The organism is Flavobacterium geliluteum (assembly GCF_017948595.1).
GTDB classification, from domain to species: Bacteria; Bacteroidota; Bacteroidia; order Flavobacteriales; family Flavobacteriaceae; genus Flavobacterium; species Flavobacterium flavipigmentatum.
This window is the reverse complement of record NZ_JAGFBV010000036.1, coordinates 1-19,706: the sequence shown is the minus strand read 5'-3', so window position 1 is coordinate 19,706 and position 19,706 is coordinate 1. Positions and strand designations below refer to the sequence as shown.

Genomic DNA, 19,706 nt, shown 5'->3' with positions numbered 1-19,706 from the left:
AATTACAGCTTCAAATTTTAGCAATTAACAAAATATTTCAAATTAATACATATCAAGTGACGACTTTACTATATTATTTTGAATTTTGTGTTTACTTTTGCAATCTAAAATTTTGATCATGTATAGAAGTCATAATTGTGGCGAATTAAACGCCTCAAACATTAATACCGAAGTTACACTAGCCGGCTGGGTTCAAAAATCACGCGATAAAGGATTTATGAATTGGGTGGATTTGCGCGACCGTTACGGAATTACACAACTTATTTTCGACGAAAGTCGTACCGATAAAACTGTTTTTGAACTGGCAAAAACACTTGGGCGTGAATTTGTAATTCAGGTAAAAGGAACTGTAATTGAGCGTGAAGCCAAAAACAAAAACATTCCCACTGGTGATATCGAAATTTTAGTTACCGAATTGACCATTTTAAACGCGGCCCTGACTCCTCCTTTTACAATTGAAGATGAAACAGATGGTGGAGAAGACATCCGGATGAAATACCGTTATTTGGATATCCGAAGAAATCCTGTAAAAAATAGCTTGCTTTTTCGTCATAAAGTAGCGATGGAAGTTCGTAAATATTTGTCTGATTTGGATTTTTGTGAAGTTGAAACGCCTTACTTAATCAAATCTACTCCGGAAGGTGCGCGAGATTTTGTGGTACCAAGCCGCATGAACGAAGGACAATTTTATGCTTTACCACAATCGCCTCAAACCTTCAAACAATTATTGATGGTAGGCGGAATGGATAAATATTTCCAGATTGTAAAATGTTTCCGTGATGAAGATTTACGTGCCGATCGTCAGCCTGAGTTTACCCAGATTGACTGTGAAATGGCTTTTGTAGAGCAAGAAGATATTTTGAATGTTTTTGAAGGGTTAACAAGACATTTATTAAAAGAAATAAAAGGTATTGAAGTAGATAAATTCCCGAGAATTACCTACGATTATGCCATGAAAACATACGGAAATGACAAACCGGACATTCGTTTCGGAATGAAATTTGGTGAATTGAACGAATTTGCACAACACAAAGATTTTCCAGTATTTAATGCTGCAGAATTGGTAGTGGGAATAGCCGTTCCAGGAGCTGGAAATTACACTCGTAAAGAAATCGATGCCTTAATTGACTGGGTAAAACGTCCACAAGTTGGCGCTTCGGGAATGGTTTACGCAAAATGCAATGAAGATGGAACTTATAAATCATCTGTAGATAAATTCTATGATCAGGATGATTTAGGGCAATGGGCAAAAATTACAGGAGCTGAGCCAGGAGATATGATTTTTGTACTTTCCGGTCCAGCCGATAAAACTCGTGGTCAACTTTCTGCACTGCGTATGGAATTGGCAACACGTTTAGGATTGCGCAAACCAGAAGAATTTGCACCTTTATGGGTTGTAGATTTCCCATTATTAGAGCTTGATGAAGAAACGGGTCGTTATCACGCCATGCACCACCCATTTACGTCTCCTAAACCAGAAGATATGGCTTTGCTAGAAACAGAACCAGGAAAAGTACGTGCAAATGCCTACGATATGGTCTTAAACGGAAACGAAATTGGCGGTGGTTCTATTCGTATTCACGACAAAGCAACACAACAATTAATGTTCAAATATTTAGGTTTTACCGAAGACGAAGCAAAAGCACAATTTGGCTTTTTGATGGATGCTTTTCAGTTTGGAGCACCACCACATGGAGGATTAGCTTTTGGTTTAGACCGATTAGTAGCTATTTTGGGCGGACAGGAAACCATCAGAGATTTTATTGCTTTTCCAAAAAATAATTCAGGTCGTGACGTCATGATTGATGCTCCTGCCGCAATTGATAATGCTCAACTGAAAGAACTATCCATAAAATTAGATTTGAAATAATTTTTAGACATAATTTTTAACTATTAAAAACTGTAATTAGAGAATTTTAATTGCAGTTTTTTTATGTTCTTTTTTGAATAAATAATTCAAAAAAAGAAAAATAAGTCAATTTGATTAAGTAGTTAATTTAGTACAACATTTTTTGATGTTGCAGATTTTGAGGTATCATTAATGATTCGTTATTTATCGAGTTACATATCAAATTTGATGCAAAATAAATAGCGAAAACACTGTAAATCAATAATTTTTAGAAAAATTTAACACTCCGTTGTCTTTTGTATGAATTTATATGCTACATTTGCTTCATTATAAATTATTATTACAATTACAATGCGTACAGGTACAGTAAAATTTTTCAATGAGTCTAAAGGTTATGGATTCATTACAGACGAAGAAACAGGAAAAGATATCTTCGTTCACGCTTCAGGAATTAACGCGGAAGAATTACGCGAAGGTGACCGTGTAAGCTACGAAGAAGAAGAAGGAAGAAAAGGGAAAGTTGCTGCTAAAGTAGCAGTAATCTAAGAAAAATATAGCAATTTATTTTTTTTGCCTCTGAATGGTTTAAAAACGTTTCGATTTATTTCGAAACGTTTTTTTTTGCTCTTTACTGGAAAACAAACCCTAAAAAACAGCTTATTATTTATAATGAATAAAAATTAGATACAAACTCCGTTTCATAACCTACTTAAATCATTTTTTAGCTTGTGATTTACAGACCTGACAGTTATCTTTGTGTCTTATTTTTTAAGTAAAAACCCTAAGTTTATGCAATCTGACCAATACAGTTATCTTCCTATTTTAATGCAGCTTATTCTAGCAGTAGGTTTTGTGGTAGGAACTATTCTTATTTCCGGAAAATTAGGCCCAAAAAGAACATCAGAAATTAAAGATAAAAACTTTGAGTGCGGTATCGAATCTGTTGGTAACGCACGTATTCCTTTTTCTGTAAAATATTTTCTGGTAGCTATTTTATTTGTTCTGTTTGATGTAGAGGTTATTTTTCTTTATCCTTGGGCAGTAAACTTCAAAGAATTAGGTATGGAAGGAATGCTAAAAATGATTATTTTCATGGCATTGCTCTTAGTTGGCTTTTTCTACATCATCAAGAAAAAAGCATTAGATTGGGAATAAATAATTTTAGATTTTAGATCGGTGATTTTAGAAACACTTGTTAACTAACCTATCACCAACTACAATTTAAAATATAATTTCTCTAAATTAGTATTATTGATTTAAAAAAATTGATTTTAACTTTTATGATTTCCCCAAATCAGAAATCTAAAATCAGAAATCTAAAATAAAATGAGCGATTCAAAAGTAAATATGGTTGCCCCTCCTGAAGGCGTTGTTGGTGAAGGCTTTTTTGCCACTAAGCTAAATGACGTTGTAGGTATGGCTCGCGCGAATTCTCTTTGGCCTTTACCTTTTGCAACTTCTTGTTGTGGTATTGAGTTTATGGCGACAATGGCCTCTCATTATGATTTGGCACGATTTGGTTCTGAGCGTGTGAGTTTTTCTCCCCGTCAAGCGGATATGCTAATGGTAATGGGCACAATTTCTAAAAAAATGGCCCCTATTTTACGCCAGGTTTACGAACAAATGGCCGAACCTCGTTGGGTGATTGCTGTAGGCGCTTGTGCCTCGTCAGGCGGGATTTTTGACACTTATTCTGTCCTACAAGGAATCGATAAAGTTATTCCGGTTGATGTTTACGTACCCGGATGCCCACCAAGGCCAGAACAAATTGTAGATGGCGTAATGAAACTACAAGAATTGGTACGAAGCGAATCTGTAAGACGCAGAAGTTCGCCAGAGTACCAAGAATTATTAGCTTCATATAACATTTCATAAGATGGCTTTAGAAAATACCCTGATTCAAGATAAACTTACAGAAACATTTGACACAAGTGTTTTTAACTTTCAACAAGAAAGAGATATTTTTTCATTAGAAACCACAGCAGATAAAATTACTGCTCTGATTCTTTTTCTGAAAAATGATGCGGATTTGCGTTTTCACTTTTTGACCGATTTATGCGGTATTCATTATCCGGATAACAGCACAGATCGTCAATTTGCCATTGTATATCACCTGCACAACTGGTACGAAAACAAACGTATCAAAATCAAAGTGTATCTTAATGGAGAAAAACCGGAGATCAAAACCATCTCAAATATTTTCTTGAGTTCTAACTGGATGGAAAGAGAAACATACGATTTCTTTGGAGTGAACTTTATTGGCCACCCACAATTGAAACGTATTTTGAATATGGACGAAATGGTATCTTTCCCGATGCGCAAAGAATTTCCAATGGAAGATAGCGGACGAACAGATAAAGACGACAGATTCTTTGGAAGAACAACAACAAATTGCTAAAAATAAATAATTCAACATTATAAAATGTCAGAACTATTATTACCACCAGAGCATCGTTATGCTAAAATAATTAAGGAGAAACTAAACGAAGACGGAAGCGAGCTTTCGGTACTGAATTTAGGGCCTACTCACCCGGCAACACACGGTATTTTTCAGAATATCCTGTTAATGGATGGAGAAAGAATCCTTGAGGCCGAACCTACTATTGGTTACATCCACAGGGCTTTCGAAAAAATTGCCGAAAATCGTCCTTTCTACCAAATTACGCCACTTACAGATCGTATGAACTATTGTTCTTCTCCTATCAATAACATGGGATGGTGGATGACTTTAGAAAAACTATTGGGTGTTGAAGTTCCTAAAAGAGCACAATATTTAAGAGTGATCGTAATGGAGTTGGCTCGTATTACCGACCACTTAATTTGTAACTCGATTTTGGGTGTAGATACTGGTGCGTATACTGGTTTCTTGTACGTTTTTCAATTTAGAGAAAAAATCTACGAAATCTACGAAGAAATTTGTGGTGCTCGTTTGACTACAAATATGGGAAGAATTGGTGGTTTTGAAAGAGATTGGTCTCCAGAAGCTTTCAAAAAACTAGATACTTTTCTTGAAGAATTTCCAGTTGCCTGGAAAGAATTCGAAAACCTATTCGAAAGAAACAGAATTTTTATTGACAGAACTGTAAATGTAGGTGCAATATCTGCCGAAAAAGCCATGGCTTACGGGTTTACAGGTCCAAATTTACGTGCTGCCGGAGTTGATTACGACGTTCGTGTGGCACAACCTTACTCCTCTTACGAAGATTTTGATTTTATAGTTCCTGTTGGAAAATCAGGTGATACATACGATCGCTTTTGTGTTCGTAATGCCGAAGTTTGGGAGAGTTTAAGTATCATTCGTCAGGCTTTGGCAAAAATGCCAGCCGGAAACGAATATCATGCAGAAGTTCCGGATTATTACCTACCTCCAAAAGAAGATGTGTATACTTCTATGGAATCTTTAATCTATCATTTTAAAATTGTAATGGGAGAAGTTCCTGTACCAGTGGCAGAAATTTATCATCCTGTTGAAGGAGGAAACGGAGAAATCGGTTTTTACTTGGTTACAGACGGAAGCAGAACTCCTTATAGATTGCATTTTAGAAGACCTTGCTTTATTTACTATCAAGCGTATCCAGAAATGATCAAAGGCGCTTTATTATCAGATGCAATTGTTATTTTGTCAAGTTTAAATGTAATTGCGGGAGAATTAGACGCATAAAGATTTCAGATTGTTGATTAACGATTTTAGACCCGAGCGTCAGCGAACTGGCGAAGCATTTCAGATTTAGAAGAAAAATGGAAAGAAAACATTACAAACAAGAAATAAATATGACTGACGCATTGATGGCTCGCATCAATGAATTAATCAGTCATTATCCGGAAGACAAAAGAAAATCAGCTTTATTGCCGGTTTTGCACGAAGTGCAAGATGCGCATGACAACTGGTTAAGTATTGAATTGCAGGATAAAGTTGCCGAAATTTTGCACATCAAACCAATCGAGGTGTACGAAGTGGTTACCTTTTATACCATGTACAACCAAAAACCAATTGGAAAATACATGTTTGAGTTTTGCCAGACTTCTTGTTGTTGTTTAAATGGTGCCGAAAATTTAATGGATTACACTTCTGAAAAATTAGGCATTAAGATGGGCGAAACAACTCCAGACGGAATGTTTACCATTGCTGGTGTAGAATGTTTAGGTGCTTGCGGATATGCTCCGATGATGCAGTTAGGTGATTTCTACAAAGAAAAATTGACAGAAGAAAAAATCGACCAGCTAATCGCTGATTGTAGAGATGATAAAATAATATTACACGATAAATAATATGTCACAAAAAATATTATTAGACAAAATTAATATTCCAGGTATCAAAACCTACGAAATATATCGCCAAAATGGTGGTTATGCTTCTGTAGAAAAAGCTTTGAAAACACTTACGCCAGACGAAGTTGTTGAAGAAGTAAAAAAATCAGGACTTCGTGGTCGTGGTGGAGCAGGTTTTCCAGCGGGAATGAAATGGAGTTTTATTGATAAAAAATCAGGAAAACCAAGACATTTAGTTTGCAACGCCGACGAATCAGAACCAGGAACTTTCAAAGATCGTTATTTGATGGAATTTATTCCTCATCTATTGATCGAAGGAATGATTACCTCAAGTTTTGCCTTGGGTGCCAACCTATCTTATATCTACATTCGTGGAGAATATATGTGGGTGTATAAAATTTTAGAAAGAGCCATTGCCGAAGCTAAAGCTGCCGGATTTTTGGGAAAAAATATATTAGGTTCAGGATACGATTTAGAACTTTATGTTCATTGTGGTGCTGGTGCTTACATCTGCGGAGAAGAAACTGCACTTATCGAATCACTGGAAGGTAAAAGAGGAAATCCTCGTATTAAGCCACCATTCCCAGCGGTTTCGGGACTTTGGGCAAATCCAACGGTGGTAAACAATGTAGAAACAATAGCCACTGTGCCATGGATTATCAATAATTCTGGTGATGATTATGCTAAAATAGGAATTGGTCGTTCGACTGGAACGAAATTAATTTCGGCTTCAGGTCACATTAAAAATCCTGGGGTTTACGAAATAGAATTGGGTTTAAGCGTTGACGAATTCATGAACTCTGACGAATATTTAGGCGGAATGTCTTCTAGCAGACCTTTGAAAGCTTTTGTTCCCGGAGGATCTTCAGTACCAATTTTACCAGCTGAATTAATTTTTAAAACAGCAAATGGAGAAGATAGATTAATGACTTATGAATCTTTAAGTGATGGTGGTTTTGCAACCGGATCTATGTTAGGTTCTGGAGGATTTATAGTTTACAATGACACCGCCTGTATCGTAAGAAACACATGGAATTTTGCCCGTTTCTACCACCACGAATCTTGCGGACAATGTACACCTTGTCGTGAAGGAACAGGTTGGTTAGAAAAAATATTATGGAGAATCGAGAACGGTCAAGGCCGTGAAGAAGATATCGAATTATTGTGGAGCATTCAAAGTAAAATTGAAGGAAATACTATTTGTCCACTTGGTGACGCAGCATCTTGGCCAGTAGCAGCAGCAATTCGTCACTTTAGAGATGAATTTGAATACCACGTTCGTTTTCCAGAAAAAATAAAAAATAGAGAGCATTTTGTAGCTGAGCCTTTCTCGCAAGTGAAACATTTAGTTGCAAAGCAAACAATATAGTCAAAAGTTAAAAAGTCAAAAGTTGAAAGGTTAGAAAGTCAAACAAATTGACTTTAGACTTTAGACTTTAGACATTAAGACATAAAAAGATGAAAGTAACCATAGACGGTCAAAGTATAGAAGTAGAGCCAGGAACAACGATCCTGCAGGCTGCACGTATGATTGGTGGAGATTTGGTGCCACCAGCCATGTGCTATTACTCAAAATTAAAAGGCAGTGGCGGAAAATGCCGTTGTTGTTTAGTGGAAGTTTCTAAAGGAAGCGAAGCTGACCCAAGACCAATGCCTAAATTAATGGCCTCTTGCGTAACAGGATGTATGGACGGAATGGAAGTAAACAGTAAATCTTCAGACAGAGTAACGGAAGCCCGTAAATCAGTAACCGAATTTTTATTGATCAATCACCCTCTAGATTGCCCGGTTTGTGATCAGGCTGGAGAATGTGATCTTCAAAACTTAAGTTTTGAACACGGAAATCCGAAGTCTCGTTTTATTGAAGAAAAAAGAACATTCGAACCAGAAGATATTGGTCCGAATATTCAACTACATATGAACCGTTGTATTTTATGTCAGAGATGTGTGCAAGTGGCAGATCAATTGACAGACAATAGAGTTCACGGGGTATTAGACCGTGGTGACCACGCTAATATTTCTACCTGCATTTCAAAAGCCATTGATAATGAGTTCTCTGGAAACATGATTGATGTTTGTCCGGTTGGAGCTTTGACAGATAAAACTTTCCGTTTCAAATCGAGAGTTTGGTTCAACAAACCTTATAATGCGCATAGAGAATGTACAACTCCTGGATGTTGCGGAAAAACAACCGTTTGGATGTTTGGAGGAGAAATTCAACGTGTGACCGGTCGTAAAGATGAGTATCATGAAGTAGAAGAGTTCATTTGTAACTCTTGTCGTTTTGATCATAAAAATGTAAATGACTGGGTTATTGAAGGACCAAGAGAATTTGAAAAAGATTCGGTTATCAACCAAAATAACTATACTCAAAAATTAGAGAAGGTAGAAATTGCAACAGAAAAGAACATTCTTTTAGGTAGAGATGAAGACCGCAAAAAAATTAGTATGGCTGAAATTCCGTTAAACACTAACAACCAAAATTCTTAAAAAATGGATAGTGCCTTTATTATAGAAAAAAGTGTTGTAATTGTTGTGGTTTTTGCTGTTACGATGATTATGGCGATGTACTCAACTTGGGCTGAGCGTAAAGTTGCGGCTTTTCTTCAGGATCGTGTGGGTCCTAACCGTGCGGGTTGGGGAGGTTTATTGCAACCTCTTGCCGATGGTTTGAAATTATTCTCGAAAGAAGAATTTTTCCCGAATACGCCAAACAAATTTTTATTTGTTGTTGGTCCGGCAATTGCCATGAGTACCGCTTTGATGACAAGTGCCGTAATTCCGTGGGGAGACAGACTGCATTTGTTTGGAAGAGATATTTTATTACAGGCTACCGATATTAACATTGGTTTGCTGTATTTCTTTGGAGTTGTTTCGGTAGGAGTTTATGGTATCATGATTGGTGGATGGGCCTCTAACAATAAATTCTCTCTGATGGGAGCTGTTCGTGCGGCGTCTCAAATGGTTTCGTATGAAGTTGCCATGGGATTATCAATGATTGCTTTGTTGATGATGACGGGAACTTTGAGCTTAAAAGAAATTTCTGAGCAACAGGCAGGAATGAACTGGAATGTTTTTTATCAGCCTTTATCGTTTTTGATCTTCCTGATTTGCGCTTTCGCGGAAACTAACCGAACGCCTTTTGACTTAGCAGAATGTGAGTCGGAATTGATTGGTGGTTACCATACCGAATATTCTTCTATGAAAATGGGATTCTATCTGTTTGCTGAATATGCAAATATGTTTATCTCGGCTACCATTATTTCGGTATTGTTTTTTGGAGGCTATAATTATCCAGGAATGCAATGGATCGTAGAGAATGTAGGCGTAAATACCGCAAATTTATTAGGAATAGGGGTTTTATTTGTAAAAATATGTTTCTTTATCTTTTTCTACATGTGGGTTCGCTGGACGATTCCAAGATTTAGATATGACCAATTGATGAATTTGGGTTGGAGAATTTTGATTCCGCTTTCGATCATCAATATTATGATTACAGGTGTTGTCATTTTAAGACATGATATTGCCTCCTATTTCGGATTGTAATTAACGAGTGCCCTAGCCCTGATAGTAGCGGTATCCTTTTGTTTTTTTCTTTAAAAAACAAAAGATACAAGCGGATAGCAGGATGAGCTACTAAATAAAAAAATAAACTGATTTGATTTGTTTGATACAAATTGTAAATCGTAAATCATACATTAAAAAATGTCAATAGAAACTATATCATTATCGGGTAGAAAAAAGATGGTCTCTAACAAAGAGATGACTTTTTTGGAGCGATTGTATCTTGTGGCCATTGTGAAAGGGTTGTTTATTACCATTAAACACTTATTTAGAAAAAAAGTTACGATTCACTATCCGGAACAAGTACGCCAGATGAGTCCGGTTTATCGTGGTCAGCACATGTTGAAACGTGACGAGCAAGGTCGTGAAAACTGTACCGCATGCGGATTATGTGCGTTGTCATGCCCAGCAGAAGCCATCACAATGAAGGCTGCGGAGCGTACAGCAGATGAAAAACATTTGTACAGAGAAGAAAAATATGCTTCTATTTATGAAATCAATATGTTGCGTTGTATTTTTTGTGGCTTGTGTGAAGAAGCGTGCCCAAAAGATGCTATTTACTTGACGACTTCGAAAGTTTTGGTTCCTTCTAGTTATGAAAGAGAAGATTTTATTTTTGGAAAAGATAAATTAGTAATGCCTTTGGAAATGGCGATTAAAAATACTCAAATTAAAAACGCTAACTAAATGATACACATTCCTGATTTTGCACACGCAACTACGGTACAAATTATATTTTGTTTCTTGGCGTTTATAACGGTTGCCACCGCTTTTTTGACTATTTTTAGCAGAAACCCGATTCATAGCGCCATTTATTTGGTGATTTGTTTTTTCTCTATTGCGGGTCATTATTTACTTTTAAATGCTCAGTTTTTGGCTGTTGTACATATAATAGTCTACTCGGGAGCGATTATGATTCTGTTCCTGTTTACGATCATGTTGATGAATCTGAACGAACAGCGAGATGTACACAGACCTAGAATTACACGTTTGGGAGCAATTGTTTCTTTCTGTTTGATTTGCATTGTATTGATTGCCATTTTTATCAACTCGAAACCAATTGTGGGAGAATACGATTCGACTGGAGAAGATTTTCAATCGATTAAAGTATTAGGAAAAATATTATTGAACGAATATATGGTTCCGTTTGAATTTGCTTCTATATTGCTTTTGGTAGCCATGATTGGAACTGTATTATTGTCTAAAAAAGAAAAATTAAATAAATAATGGGTAATATATTAAATCAAATAGGTATTGAAAATTACATCTTTTTGAGTGTTGTACTTTTCTGTATTGGTATTTTTGGTGTATTGTACAGACGAAATGCGATTATCGTTTTTATGTCTATCGAAATCATGCTGAATGCGGTAAACCTTTTATTTGTTGCTTTTTCGACTTATCATCAAGATGCACAGGGACAGGTTTTTGTATTCTTTTCGATGGCAGTTGCAGCAGCAGAAGTTGCAGTAGGATTGGCAATTTTGGTTTCTATTTTTAGAAATTTAGGCTCAATTAGTATCGATAATTTAAAAAACTTAAAAGGATAGATGGAAATGGATACCAATTTAGCTTTAGTATTAGTATTAGCTCCTTTTTTAGGATTTTTAATCAATGTTTTCTTTGGGAAAAGCTTAGGAAAAACAGTTTCTGGAATTATCGGGACTGTTACCGTAGTCGTTTCTTTCATTGTTACACTTTTCTTTTTCAACCAGATTACTTCAACAGAAAAAGCCATTCAAATTACTTTATTTGATTGGATTCAGATCAGTAATCTTAAAATCAATCTTGGATTTTTATTAGATCAATTGTCAGTGCTTTGGTTACTTTTTGTAACCGGTATTGGTTCTTTGATTCACTTATATTCGATCAGCTACATGCACGATGACGAAAACATACACAAGTTTTTTTCGTATCTGAATTTGTTCGTGTTCTTTATGATTACCCTTGTAGTGGGTAGCAATTTATTAGTATTGTTTATCGGTTGGGAAGGTGTTGGACTTTGTTCTTACCTATTAATTGGATTTTGGTATAAAAACCAAGATTACAATGATGCTGCCAAAAAAGCATTCATCATGAACAGAATTGGAGATTTAGGTCTTTTGATCGGAATGTTTATTTTGGGTTCAATGTTCTCAACATTAGATTATGCTACGTTACAAACTGCAATTGCCGGCGCAACTAACTTAAATATTCCATTGCTTTCTTTAGCTGCTTTATGTTTATTTATAGGAGCTTGTGGTAAATCTGCTCAGATTCCGTTATACACCTGGTTACCTGATGCAATGGCAGGACCAACTCCGGTTTCGGCATTGATTCACGCGGCAACTATGGTTACTGCGGGTATTTTTATGGTAACAAGATTGAACTTTGTTTTTGACTTGGCGCCAGACGTTCAGATGATAATTGCAATTGTTGGTGGTGTTACATCATTAGTAGCTGCAACAATTGGTTTGGTTCAGACCGATATCAAAAAAGTATTGGCCTATTCTACCGTTTCACAATTAGGATTAATGTTTTTAGCCTTAGGATTCGGTGCTTACGAAGTAGCCGTTTTTCACGTAATTACTCATGCCTTTTTCAAAGCTTGTTTATTCTTAGGATCAGGTTCTGTGATTCACGGTTTACACGGAGAGCAGGATATGCGTAAAATGGGCGGCTTGCGTAAAGCAATGCCAATCACATTTTGGACAATGTTGGTTTCATCATTAGCAATTTCGGGAGTTCCTTTTTTCTCAGGATTTTTCTCGAAAGACGAAATTTTATTGACTGCTTTCCACCACAGTATTCCTTTGTACGTTGTGGGTTCTATCGCTTCAATCATGACCGCTTTTTATATGTTTAGATTGATGTTTCTTACTTTCTTTAAAGATTTTAGAGGAACTGAAGAACAAAAACATCATTTACATGAAAGTGATGGCTTGATTACTTTTCCTTTAATGATTTTAGCACTTCTGGCTACTTTTGGCGGATTAATAAGCCTTCCGGGAAACAGTTGGCTAAACGAATATTTGGCTCCTCTTTTCACGAAAGTGGCAGGAGAAGAACACCACTTAGGCACTACAGAATACATCTTGATGGGAGTTGCTGTTCTAGGTGGATTACTTGGGATTTTCATCGCATACATCAAATATTTCAAACAAGACAATATTCCTGAATCTGATGAAAAAATCACAGGTTTAACCAAAGTTTTATACAACAAATATTATGTAGACGAAGCTTACGACACGCTATTTGTAGCTCCAGTAAATGCTTTATCTAAATTTTTTAGAGATTATGTTGAAACAGCATTATCTGCATTTGTTCTCGGATTAGGAAAAGTAACCAACGAAATAGGTTTTCAAGGTAAAAAAATACAAAATGGAAGCATCGGATTGTATCTGTTTGTTTTTGTTTTGGGTCTTTGCGCCATTGTTTCCTATATATTTTTAGCTCAATAATTTTATAACTATGAACGTTTCTCTCATATTAATTATTCTTTTGGTTGGTGCATTTGCCACTTATGTAGTTGGTGACAAACTGGCTTCAAAAGTAGCTTTGTTCTTTAGTTTAGCAGCTTTGGGCTGTTCGGTTGTATTGTTAAATCATTTTTTGGCTGGTGAAAACATCAGCTTAATCAACGCTTGGATTACACAACCTAAAATTTCATTTGCCCTAAATGCTGATGGTTTGGCAATCGCAATGCTTTTATTGACGGTAGCCCTAACACCAATTATTATATTTTCTTCTTTTGGAAATGAATATAAAATTGCAAAAGCTTTTTATGCTCTGATTTTGTTTATGGCTTTCGCAATGACAGGAACTTTCCTTGCAGCAGATGGTCTTTTATACTATATTTTTTGGGAGTTGGCTCTGATTCCTATTTATTTTATCGCCCTAATTTGGGGTAATGGCGATGCCGAAGAACGCAGAAAAGCGGTTGTAAAATTCTTTATTTACACACTTGCCGGATCATTATTTATGCTAATTGCTTTTATTTATTTGTACCAAAAAGCTGGAAGCTTCTTAATTGATGATTTATACAAATTAAACTTATCAGCTACAGAACAGCTTTGGATATTTTTGGCTTTCTTTTTAGCGTATGCGATTAAAATTCCAATAATTCCTTTTCATACTTGGCAAGCCAATGTGTACCAAAAAGCACCAACTGTTGGAACTATGTTGTTATCGGGTATCATGCTAAAAATGGGATTGTACAGCGTTATCCGTTGGCAATTGCCAATTGCTCCTCTTGCTGCCAAAGAATACATGAATATCTTTATTGCATTAGGAATTGCAGGTGTAATTTACGGATCAATCGTTGCTATAAGACAGAAAGATTTAAAAAAATTATTAGCGTATTCATCTCTGGCTCACGTGGGATTAATCGCTGCTGGAACTTACACTTTGACTATTGACGGTTTACGTGGAGCGGTACTGCAAATGATAGCGCATGGTTTTGTTGTGGTTGGATTATTCTTTGCTGCAGAAATTATTTTTAAAAGATTTGCAACCCGAGAAATCAGTGAAATGGGCGGAATTCGTATCCAATCTCCTAAATTTACTTCGATGTTTTTAATCTTGGTATTGGCTTCTGTTGCCTTGCCTTCTACTTTTAACTTCGTCGGTGAGTTTACCGTTCTGTACAGTTTATCGCAAATTAATATTTGGTTTGCCGTTTTGGGCGGAACTACCATTATTTTGGGAGCGTATTATATGCTTAAAATGTTTCAAAATGTAATGTTGGGTGAAGCAAATACTAAAACTTTCTCTGATGTAACGATCAATGAAGGAATTTCATTAGTCGCAATTATAGCAGTTTTACTCTTTTTCGGATTTTATCCAAAACCAATTACAGATTTGATTACACCAAGTTTAGAAACTATTTTGAACGTTATCAACAAGAATTAAATATTTTAAATAAAAATAAATTAGGGCATCATTAGTTTTGGATTACCTAAATCAAAAAAACAAAAATGAATACATTAATAGCTATAACAGGATTGGGTATTTTCTGCCTATTGTTTGAAATTCTTAATTTAACAAAAGCAATTGTTCCCATTACAATTCTAGGATTATTGGGTGTTTTGGCACTTAATTTTTCTGAATTTGGCGCTACAGAAAGTTACTACAACAATATGATTACAGTGAGTAGATTCTCTACTGCATTTTCGTCATTGTTCATTATTTTGACTATTTTCCTTGTAGCATTAAGTCATAATTTTTATGAAAATCATCCAACCAAAATCTCAGATTTTGTAGCGATAAAAATATTTCTTTTGGCTGGTGGAGTTGCCATGGTTTCTTTTGGAAACTTAGCGATGTTTTTCTTAGGAATTGAAGTACTATCTATTGCATTATACGTTTTAGCTGCCAGCGAAAGATTAAATTTAAAAAGTAACGAAGCTGGTATGAAGTACTTTTTGATGGGATCTTTTGCATCAGGGATTATATTATTTGGAATCTGCTTGATTTACGGAGCAATGGGAAGCTTTGATGTGGCAGAAATTAGCGAAAATTCGCTGTCTGCAGAATTGCCAATCTGGTTCCCAATCGGAATGGTGCTAATGGTGATCGGAATGCTATTTAAAGTTGCAGCAGTACCTTTTCACTTTTGGGCTCCTGATGTTTACGAAGGTTCTCCTGCTTTGACCACTGCGCTTATGAGTACTTTGGCAAAAGTAATCGCAATTGCAACTCTTTACAAACTGGTTTCGGCTTTAAACCTGATTCCTTCTCTCGAAAATCAAGATCTTTTAGGAACTTTTCAAACGATCATTGTCGTAATTTCTATGGCATCGATGACTATTGGTAATATAATGGCATTGCGCCAAACGAATGTAAAACGTATGCTCGCTTTCTCAGGAATTTCGCATGCCGGTTTTATGCTAATGACTTTATTGAGCATTTCTACTTCTGCAGGTGTTTTATTATATTATACTAGTGCTTATGCTTTGGCAGGAATCGCATCTTTTAGTGTTATTCTTTATGTTTGTAAAAATCAAGATAACGAAGACATCACAAACTTTCACGGCTTAGGCAAAACAAATCCTTTATTGGCTGCAATCCTTACGGGTTCGTTGTTATCAATGGCAGGTATTCCGATTTTTTCAGGATTTTTTGCCAAATTATTTTTATTCAATCAAACCATCGAAGCGGGTCATCTGGCTTTAGTAATCGTTGCGGTCATCAATTCTATCATCAGTGTTGGTTATTATTTTAAATTAATTTTAGCCATGTACTCGAAAGAGCCAAACGAAGAGCGAAAAGGAAAACCAGTATTAATTTATGCTGTAGCAGTAATCTCCATTGTATTGAATATCGCTTTGGGCTTGTTTCCATCGTTAGTAGTTGATTTATTGAACTAAAATTTTAATCCAAATAAATACAAATCCATCAAGAATTTCTTTTGATGGATTTTTTTTATATCGAATGTATTCGAAAGAAAAATTGATGTTAAAAATTTTAGAGAAATAAGGACAGCTCAAAAAAACTCCATATATTTGAGTACAATTAAATGAATTAAAACATGAACTTCAATTCAAAAAATCCATTTTTAAGCAACAAACGTTTTTCATCAAACGCTGTTTCTAAAGCTGAAGAAGTGCACCAGGCTCAAATTATTGATTATAATCAAGAAATGACTTTGTCGGGCACTATCAATAAAACAGCTATTTTATTTCTAATTTTATGTGCCTCTTCTATGATTACATGGTGGATGGCTTTTAACGGAACAAGCCCAATTATTCCTGCTTTTGGAGGTGCTATTGTTGGCCTTATTTTAGTAATAATTTCAGCATTCAAACCTCAGGCTTCGCCTTACCTCGCTCCCGGATATGCCTTTTTTGAAGGATTATTTATTGGAGGTATTTCTGCAATCTTTGAGTTGCGTTATCCTGGAATCGTAATCAATGCTGTGGGTGCAACTCTGGTAACTTTTTTAGTATGCTTAGGTCTGTACAAATTTAAAATTGTAAAAGTTACAGAGCAATTTAAATCCGTTGTGATTGCAGCAACTTTGGCTATTGCAACCTATTACCTGATTTCTTGGGTGGCATCACTAATTTTTAATTTTACTCCTGTACATTATGGTAACGGAATGATGAGTATCGGAATTAGTGTGTTTGTAATTATAATTGCGGCTCTAAATTTGTTTTTAGATTTTGATCAAATCGAAAAAGGAGTTCAACAAAGAATGCCAAAATTTATGGAATGGTATGGCGCAATGGGACTAATGATTACATTAGTTTGGTTGTATATAGAATTTTTAAGACTACTTTCAAAATTATCGAGCAAAGATTAATTGCCAACTTCAATTATCTTATAAAAAAGCCTTTTTGAAATATCAAAAAGGCTTTTTTTATGCTGCTCTCTCAAAAGCTATATAATGTGATAGTTGTCCTTTTATATTAAAAATAGGGAAACAATTGATCTTACACTTATACGTACTTCCGTTCTTTTTATGATTAATAACTGTTTTATCAAACGGAACTGATAATTCAATTGCTTTTCTGATTTCTTTACGAACGGTCGGCGATGTCGATGAACCCTGAAACATCTTAGGCTTCTGCCCCACAACTTCCTCCTTAGAATAACCCGTCATATTTAATATTCCGTTTGAAGCAAAAACAATAGTTTGCTCAACGTCTGTTATAATAACAACTTCCTGACTAATTCGTTGCTTAATATTAAATTTTTCTGTGTTCCAACGAAACTTACTTGAAAATTCATCAAGTTTCTTCAAATCTTCATTCACTGCTTTCAGTTCGTTTACAGATTCATAATGAAAATCCCAAGCCAAAATAGGGACAGAATTGCGACTTGAAATTTCTTCCTTTGAACTAAAATTGTATTTCACAAGAGTATCCATTACCAATCAATTTTTTCCAAAGGTAAAATGAAATTTGGATAGATTGTAATCCGATCCCTTATTTAACTTATGTTTAATGCATTAAAATGCAAATTTTAGCTGAACAACAACGGCTTTTTTCTCTTCTGTGTTCAAATTACTCAGAGAAATACCCAGTAAACGAACAGAATCCTTCATTTTTTCCTGGTACAATAACTCTTGCACCGTTTCCAGAATCAAATTTTTATCAGATACAAAATAAGGCAATGTTTTACTTCTGGTTTGCTGACTAAAATCACTGTATTTTATTTTGAGAGTGACCGTTTTTCCCGAAACATTATGTTTTTTTAAGCGTTTTTCTAATGATGCCGCAATACGAACCAGTTGCTCCAGCATAAAAATTTCTGAAGAAAGATTTACATCAAAAGTATGCTCTGCTGCAACCGATTTTGTAATTCGATGTGGCTTTACTTCGCTATTATGAATTCCACGCACAACTTTGTAATAAAACGCTCCCGACTTACCGAAATGTTTCTCTAAAAATTCTAACGATTTACTTTTTAAATCTACCCCCGTAAAAATACCAAGCTGATACATTTTTTCGGTGGTAACTTTTCCAACTCCGTAAAACTTTCTGATCGGCAAATCTTCCAAAAAAGCCAAAACCTCATCGGGATTAACCGTTTTTTGACCATTAGGCTTGTTGTAATCACTAGCAATTTTTGCTACAAATTTATTGATCGAAATACCTGCAGAAGCAGATAAACCGACCTCATTTAGAATTCGTATCCTAATCTCCTGAGCCAACAAAGTTGCACTCGGATTCCCCTTCTTATTTTGAGTAACATCCAGATAAGCTTCGTCAAGCGAAAGTGGCTCGACCAAATCTGTATAATCGTAAAAAATTTTGTGAATTTTATTCGAAATTTCTTTATAGCGATCAAAACGAGGCCGAACAAAAATAATCTCAGGACAATATTTCTTGGCCAAAACACCACTTATGGCACTCCGCACTCCAAATTTTCTTGCTTCGTAACTGGCCGCCGAAACCACACCTCTATTCTCTGACCCCCCAACAGCAACAGGTTTTCCCCGTAGCGCAGGATTATCCATTTGCTCTACAGAAGCATAAAATGCGTCCATATCAATATGGATAATTTTGCGATATGTTGGCACTTCAGACATAAAAACAAATTTATGACATCAATTGCAAAAATCTGGAAAATTGCTAGTTAAAGATTTACAACTTATATCTGTCAAACAAATCATTTTCTCTATTTTTGCATCCTACACCAAATAAAATAAAATGCGAACATTTGTCATAGGCGACATACACGGTGGTTTACTTGCGCTTGAACAAGTGATGAAGAAAGCCAATGTTACTGAAAAAGATACTTTATTATTTCTTGGAGATTACGTTGATGGCTGGAGCCATTCTCCGCAAGTAATCGACTTTTTAATTGATTTGAAAAACAAGCAAAACTGTATTTGCATAAGAGGTAATCACGACGAATTAGCACTGGATTGGCTAGAGGACAGGATTGAAAATATAGATGAGAAAATGTGGTTTAAACATGGCGGACAAGCCACTGTAGAAGCCTATTCTAAAGTTTCTAAAGAAAAAATAGCCACTCATATCGAATTTTTAAAATCATTGCAAGACTATCATCTTGATTCTCAAAACCGCCTTTTTGTCCACGCTGGTTTTACCAACGTAAACGGCGTTGAATATGAATATTTTCCGAAAATGTTTTATTGGGACAGAACGTTGTGGGAGACGGCGCTTTCTTTAGACCAAAATCTTTCGATAGATGATTTGTTTTATCCAAAAAGATTGAGTCTTTACAAGGAAATCTTTATTGGTCATACTCCTGTTACCCGAATTGGACAAACCGTGCCTGTACAAAAAGCATGTGTATGGAATGTAGATACAGGAGCCGCTTTTAAAGGACCTTTGACAATTATGGACGTCGATACCAAACAATTTTGGCAAAGCGAGCCTCTTAACGAACTTTATTTTGATGAAAAAGGTAGGAATTAATAGGTAAAAAACTATTTTTGCAGTTCGAAATTATAATCGAAAAATTGAAATGAGCACAAATATAAAATGAAATGTGCATTTTTTTAAGCAAAGATAACAAAAGTCAATACGTAATGTACTGGCTTTTTAATTAAGATTTAAACACCATTTAACCAACG

Annotated in this window: 20 protein-coding genes; 18 read left to right on the top strand and 2 right to left on the bottom strand. The window is 35.5% G+C overall.

Annotated elements, in window-relative coordinates:
• The first annotated feature begins 118 nt into the window (after positions 1-118).
• From aspS to J3495_RS17155, 17 genes are all read left to right on the top strand, one after another.
• A complete protein-coding gene (gene aspS, locus J3495_RS17235) occupies positions 119-1,870 on the top strand; it encodes an aspartate--tRNA ligase (protein ID WP_210667932.1) in 1,752 nt (583 codons plus the stop codon).
• A 330-nt stretch (positions 1,871-2,200) separates the two neighbouring features.
• Complete coding sequence (locus tag J3495_RS17230) at positions 2,201-2,395, top strand: cold-shock protein (RefSeq protein WP_007137066.1); 195 nt, start codon at positions 2,201-2,203, stop codon at positions 2,393-2,395.
• A 243-nt stretch (positions 2,396-2,638) separates the two neighbouring features.
• A complete protein-coding gene (locus tag J3495_RS17225; RefSeq protein WP_210667931.1) occupies positions 2,639-3,004 on the top strand; it encodes an NADH-quinone oxidoreductase subunit A in 366 nt (121 codons plus the stop codon).
• Positions 3,005-3,175: 171 nt separating this feature from the next.
• Positions 3,176-3,724: an NADH-quinone oxidoreductase subunit B gene (locus J3495_RS17220; RefSeq protein ID WP_127338250.1), complete on the top strand. Its 549-nt coding sequence runs from the start codon at positions 3,176-3,178 to the stop codon at positions 3,722-3,724.
• A gap of 1 nt (position 3,725) precedes the next feature.
• Positions 3,726-4,247: an NADH-quinone oxidoreductase subunit C gene (locus tag J3495_RS17215; protein WP_210667930.1), complete on the top strand. Its 522-nt coding sequence runs from the start codon at positions 3,726-3,728 to the stop codon at positions 4,245-4,247.
• Between the two features lie 24 nt (positions 4,248-4,271).
• A complete protein-coding gene (locus J3495_RS17210; protein WP_210667928.1) occupies positions 4,272-5,510 on the top strand; it encodes an NADH-quinone oxidoreductase subunit D in 1,239 nt (412 codons plus the stop codon).
• Positions 5,511-5,587: 77 nt separating this feature from the next.
• Positions 5,588-6,118, top strand: coding sequence for a complex I 24 kDa subunit family protein (locus J3495_RS17205; protein ID WP_210667926.1), 531 nt, complete (start codon positions 5,588-5,590; stop codon positions 6,116-6,118).
• A 1-nt stretch (position 6,119) separates the two neighbouring features.
• Complete coding sequence (gene nuoF / locus J3495_RS17200; RefSeq protein ID WP_210667923.1) at positions 6,120-7,487, top strand: NADH-quinone oxidoreductase subunit NuoF; 1,368 nt, start codon at positions 6,120-6,122, stop codon at positions 7,485-7,487.
• An 89-nt stretch (positions 7,488-7,576) separates the two neighbouring features.
• Positions 7,577-8,608 carry a 2Fe-2S iron-sulfur cluster-binding protein gene (locus J3495_RS17195; protein ID WP_210667921.1) on the top strand — a complete coding sequence of 344 codons (1,032 nt, stop codon included), beginning with the start codon at positions 7,577-7,579 and terminating at the stop codon, positions 8,606-8,608.
• A 3-nt stretch (positions 8,609-8,611) separates the two neighbouring features.
• Complete coding sequence (gene nuoH / locus J3495_RS17190; RefSeq protein ID WP_210667919.1) at positions 8,612-9,664, top strand: NADH-quinone oxidoreductase subunit NuoH; 1,053 nt, start codon at positions 8,612-8,614, stop codon at positions 9,662-9,664.
• A 159-nt stretch (positions 9,665-9,823) separates the two neighbouring features.
• Positions 9,824-10,369, top strand: a complete 546-nt coding sequence (locus J3495_RS17185) for a NuoI/complex I 23 kDa subunit family protein (RefSeq protein ID WP_210667917.1) — start codon at positions 9,824-9,826, stop codon at positions 10,367-10,369.
• Complete coding sequence (locus J3495_RS17180) at positions 10,370-10,909, top strand: NADH-quinone oxidoreductase subunit J family protein (RefSeq protein WP_160375799.1); 540 nt, start codon at positions 10,370-10,372, stop codon at positions 10,907-10,909.
• Positions 10,909-11,229, top strand: coding sequence for an NADH-quinone oxidoreductase subunit NuoK (gene nuoK, locus J3495_RS17175; protein WP_017494599.1), 321 nt, complete (start codon positions 10,909-10,911; stop codon positions 11,227-11,229). Before J3495_RS17180 ends, nuoK begins: the two co-directional genes overlap by 1 nt.
• 6 nt (positions 11,230-11,235) lie before the next feature.
• A complete protein-coding gene (gene nuoL / locus J3495_RS17170) occupies positions 11,236-13,119 on the top strand; it encodes an NADH-quinone oxidoreductase subunit L (protein ID WP_210667915.1) in 1,884 nt (627 codons plus the stop codon).
• Positions 13,120-13,129: 10 nt separating this feature from the next.
• Positions 13,130-14,569 carry a complex I subunit 4 family protein gene (locus J3495_RS17165; protein ID WP_210667913.1) on the top strand — a complete coding sequence of 480 codons (1,440 nt, stop codon included), beginning with the start codon at positions 13,130-13,132 and terminating at the stop codon, positions 14,567-14,569.
• A 65-nt stretch (positions 14,570-14,634) separates the two neighbouring features.
• Positions 14,635-16,026, top strand: a complete 1,392-nt coding sequence (locus tag J3495_RS17160; protein WP_210667911.1) for an NADH-quinone oxidoreductase subunit N — start codon at positions 14,635-14,637, stop codon at positions 16,024-16,026.
• 161 nt (positions 16,027-16,187) lie between these two features.
• Positions 16,188-16,961, top strand: a complete 774-nt coding sequence (locus tag J3495_RS17155) for a Bax inhibitor-1/YccA family protein (protein ID WP_210667909.1) — start codon at positions 16,188-16,190, stop codon at positions 16,959-16,961.
• Positions 16,962-17,018: 57 nt separating this feature from the next.
• On the opposite strand, the gene J3495_RS17150 is transcribed toward J3495_RS17155, so the two are convergent.
• The gene (locus J3495_RS17150) at positions 17,019-17,528 is read right to left on the bottom strand and encodes a PAS domain-containing protein (protein ID WP_210667907.1); all 510 of its coding nucleotides are present in this window, start codon (positions 17,526-17,528) and stop codon (positions 17,019-17,021) included.
• Positions 17,529-17,609: 81 nt separating this feature from the next.
• Positions 17,610-18,692, bottom strand: coding sequence for a DNA polymerase IV (gene dinB, locus J3495_RS17145; protein WP_210667905.1), 1,083 nt, complete (start codon positions 18,690-18,692; stop codon positions 17,610-17,612).
• Positions 18,693-18,813: 121 nt separating this feature from the next.
• Between dinB and J3495_RS17140 the strand changes: the two genes are divergently transcribed.
• Positions 18,814-19,548, top strand: a complete 735-nt coding sequence (locus J3495_RS17140; protein WP_210667903.1) for a metallophosphoesterase family protein — start codon at positions 18,814-18,816, stop codon at positions 19,546-19,548.
• The last annotated feature ends 158 nt before the right edge of the window (positions 19,549-19,706 follow it).

Excerpts from the sequence above, each read along its gene's own strand:
- aspS (WP_210667932.1), top strand. The coding sequence starts at position 119 with ATGTATAGAAGTCATAATTGTGGCGAATTAAACGCCTCAAACATTAAT.
- J3495_RS17230 (WP_007137066.1), top strand. The coding sequence starts at position 2,201 with ATGCGTACAGGTACAGTAAAATTTTTCAATGAGTCTAAAGGTTATGGA.
- J3495_RS17225 (WP_210667931.1), top strand. The coding sequence starts at position 2,639 with ATGCAATCTGACCAATACAGTTATCTTCCTATTTTAATGCAGCTTATT.
- J3495_RS17220 (WP_127338250.1), top strand. The coding sequence starts at position 3,176 with ATGAGCGATTCAAAAGTAAATATGGTTGCCCCTCCTGAAGGCGTTGTT.
- J3495_RS17215 (WP_210667930.1), top strand. The coding sequence starts at position 3,726 with ATGGCTTTAGAAAATACCCTGATTCAAGATAAACTTACAGAAACATTT.
- J3495_RS17210 (WP_210667928.1), top strand. The coding sequence starts at position 4,272 with ATGTCAGAACTATTATTACCACCAGAGCATCGTTATGCTAAAATAATT.
- J3495_RS17205 (WP_210667926.1), top strand. The coding sequence starts at position 5,588 with ATGGAAAGAAAACATTACAAACAAGAAATAAATATGACTGACGCATTG.
- nuoF (WP_210667923.1), top strand. The coding sequence starts at position 6,120 with ATGTCACAAAAAATATTATTAGACAAAATTAATATTCCAGGTATCAAA.
- J3495_RS17195 (WP_210667921.1), top strand. The coding sequence starts at position 7,577 with ATGAAAGTAACCATAGACGGTCAAAGTATAGAAGTAGAGCCAGGAACA.
- nuoH (WP_210667919.1), top strand. The coding sequence starts at position 8,612 with ATGGATAGTGCCTTTATTATAGAAAAAAGTGTTGTAATTGTTGTGGTT.
- J3495_RS17185 (WP_210667917.1), top strand. The coding sequence starts at position 9,824 with ATGTCAATAGAAACTATATCATTATCGGGTAGAAAAAAGATGGTCTCT.
- J3495_RS17180 (WP_160375799.1), top strand. The coding sequence starts at position 10,370 with ATGATACACATTCCTGATTTTGCACACGCAACTACGGTACAAATTATA.
- nuoK (WP_017494599.1), top strand. The coding sequence starts at position 10,909 with ATGGGTAATATATTAAATCAAATAGGTATTGAAAATTACATCTTTTTG.
- nuoL (WP_210667915.1), top strand. The coding sequence starts at position 11,236 with ATGGATACCAATTTAGCTTTAGTATTAGTATTAGCTCCTTTTTTAGGA.
- J3495_RS17165 (WP_210667913.1), top strand. The coding sequence starts at position 13,130 with ATGAACGTTTCTCTCATATTAATTATTCTTTTGGTTGGTGCATTTGCC.
- J3495_RS17160 (WP_210667911.1), top strand. The coding sequence starts at position 14,635 with ATGAATACATTAATAGCTATAACAGGATTGGGTATTTTCTGCCTATTG.
- J3495_RS17155 (WP_210667909.1), top strand. The coding sequence starts at position 16,188 with ATGAACTTCAATTCAAAAAATCCATTTTTAAGCAACAAACGTTTTTCA.
- J3495_RS17150 (WP_210667907.1), bottom strand. The coding sequence starts at position 17,528 with ATGGATACTCTTGTGAAATACAATTTTAGTTCAAAGGAAGAAATTTCA.
- dinB (WP_210667905.1), bottom strand. The coding sequence starts at position 18,692 with ATGTCTGAAGTGCCAACATATCGCAAAATTATCCATATTGATATGGAC.
- J3495_RS17140 (WP_210667903.1), top strand. The coding sequence starts at position 18,814 with ATGCGAACATTTGTCATAGGCGACATACACGGTGGTTTACTTGCGCTT.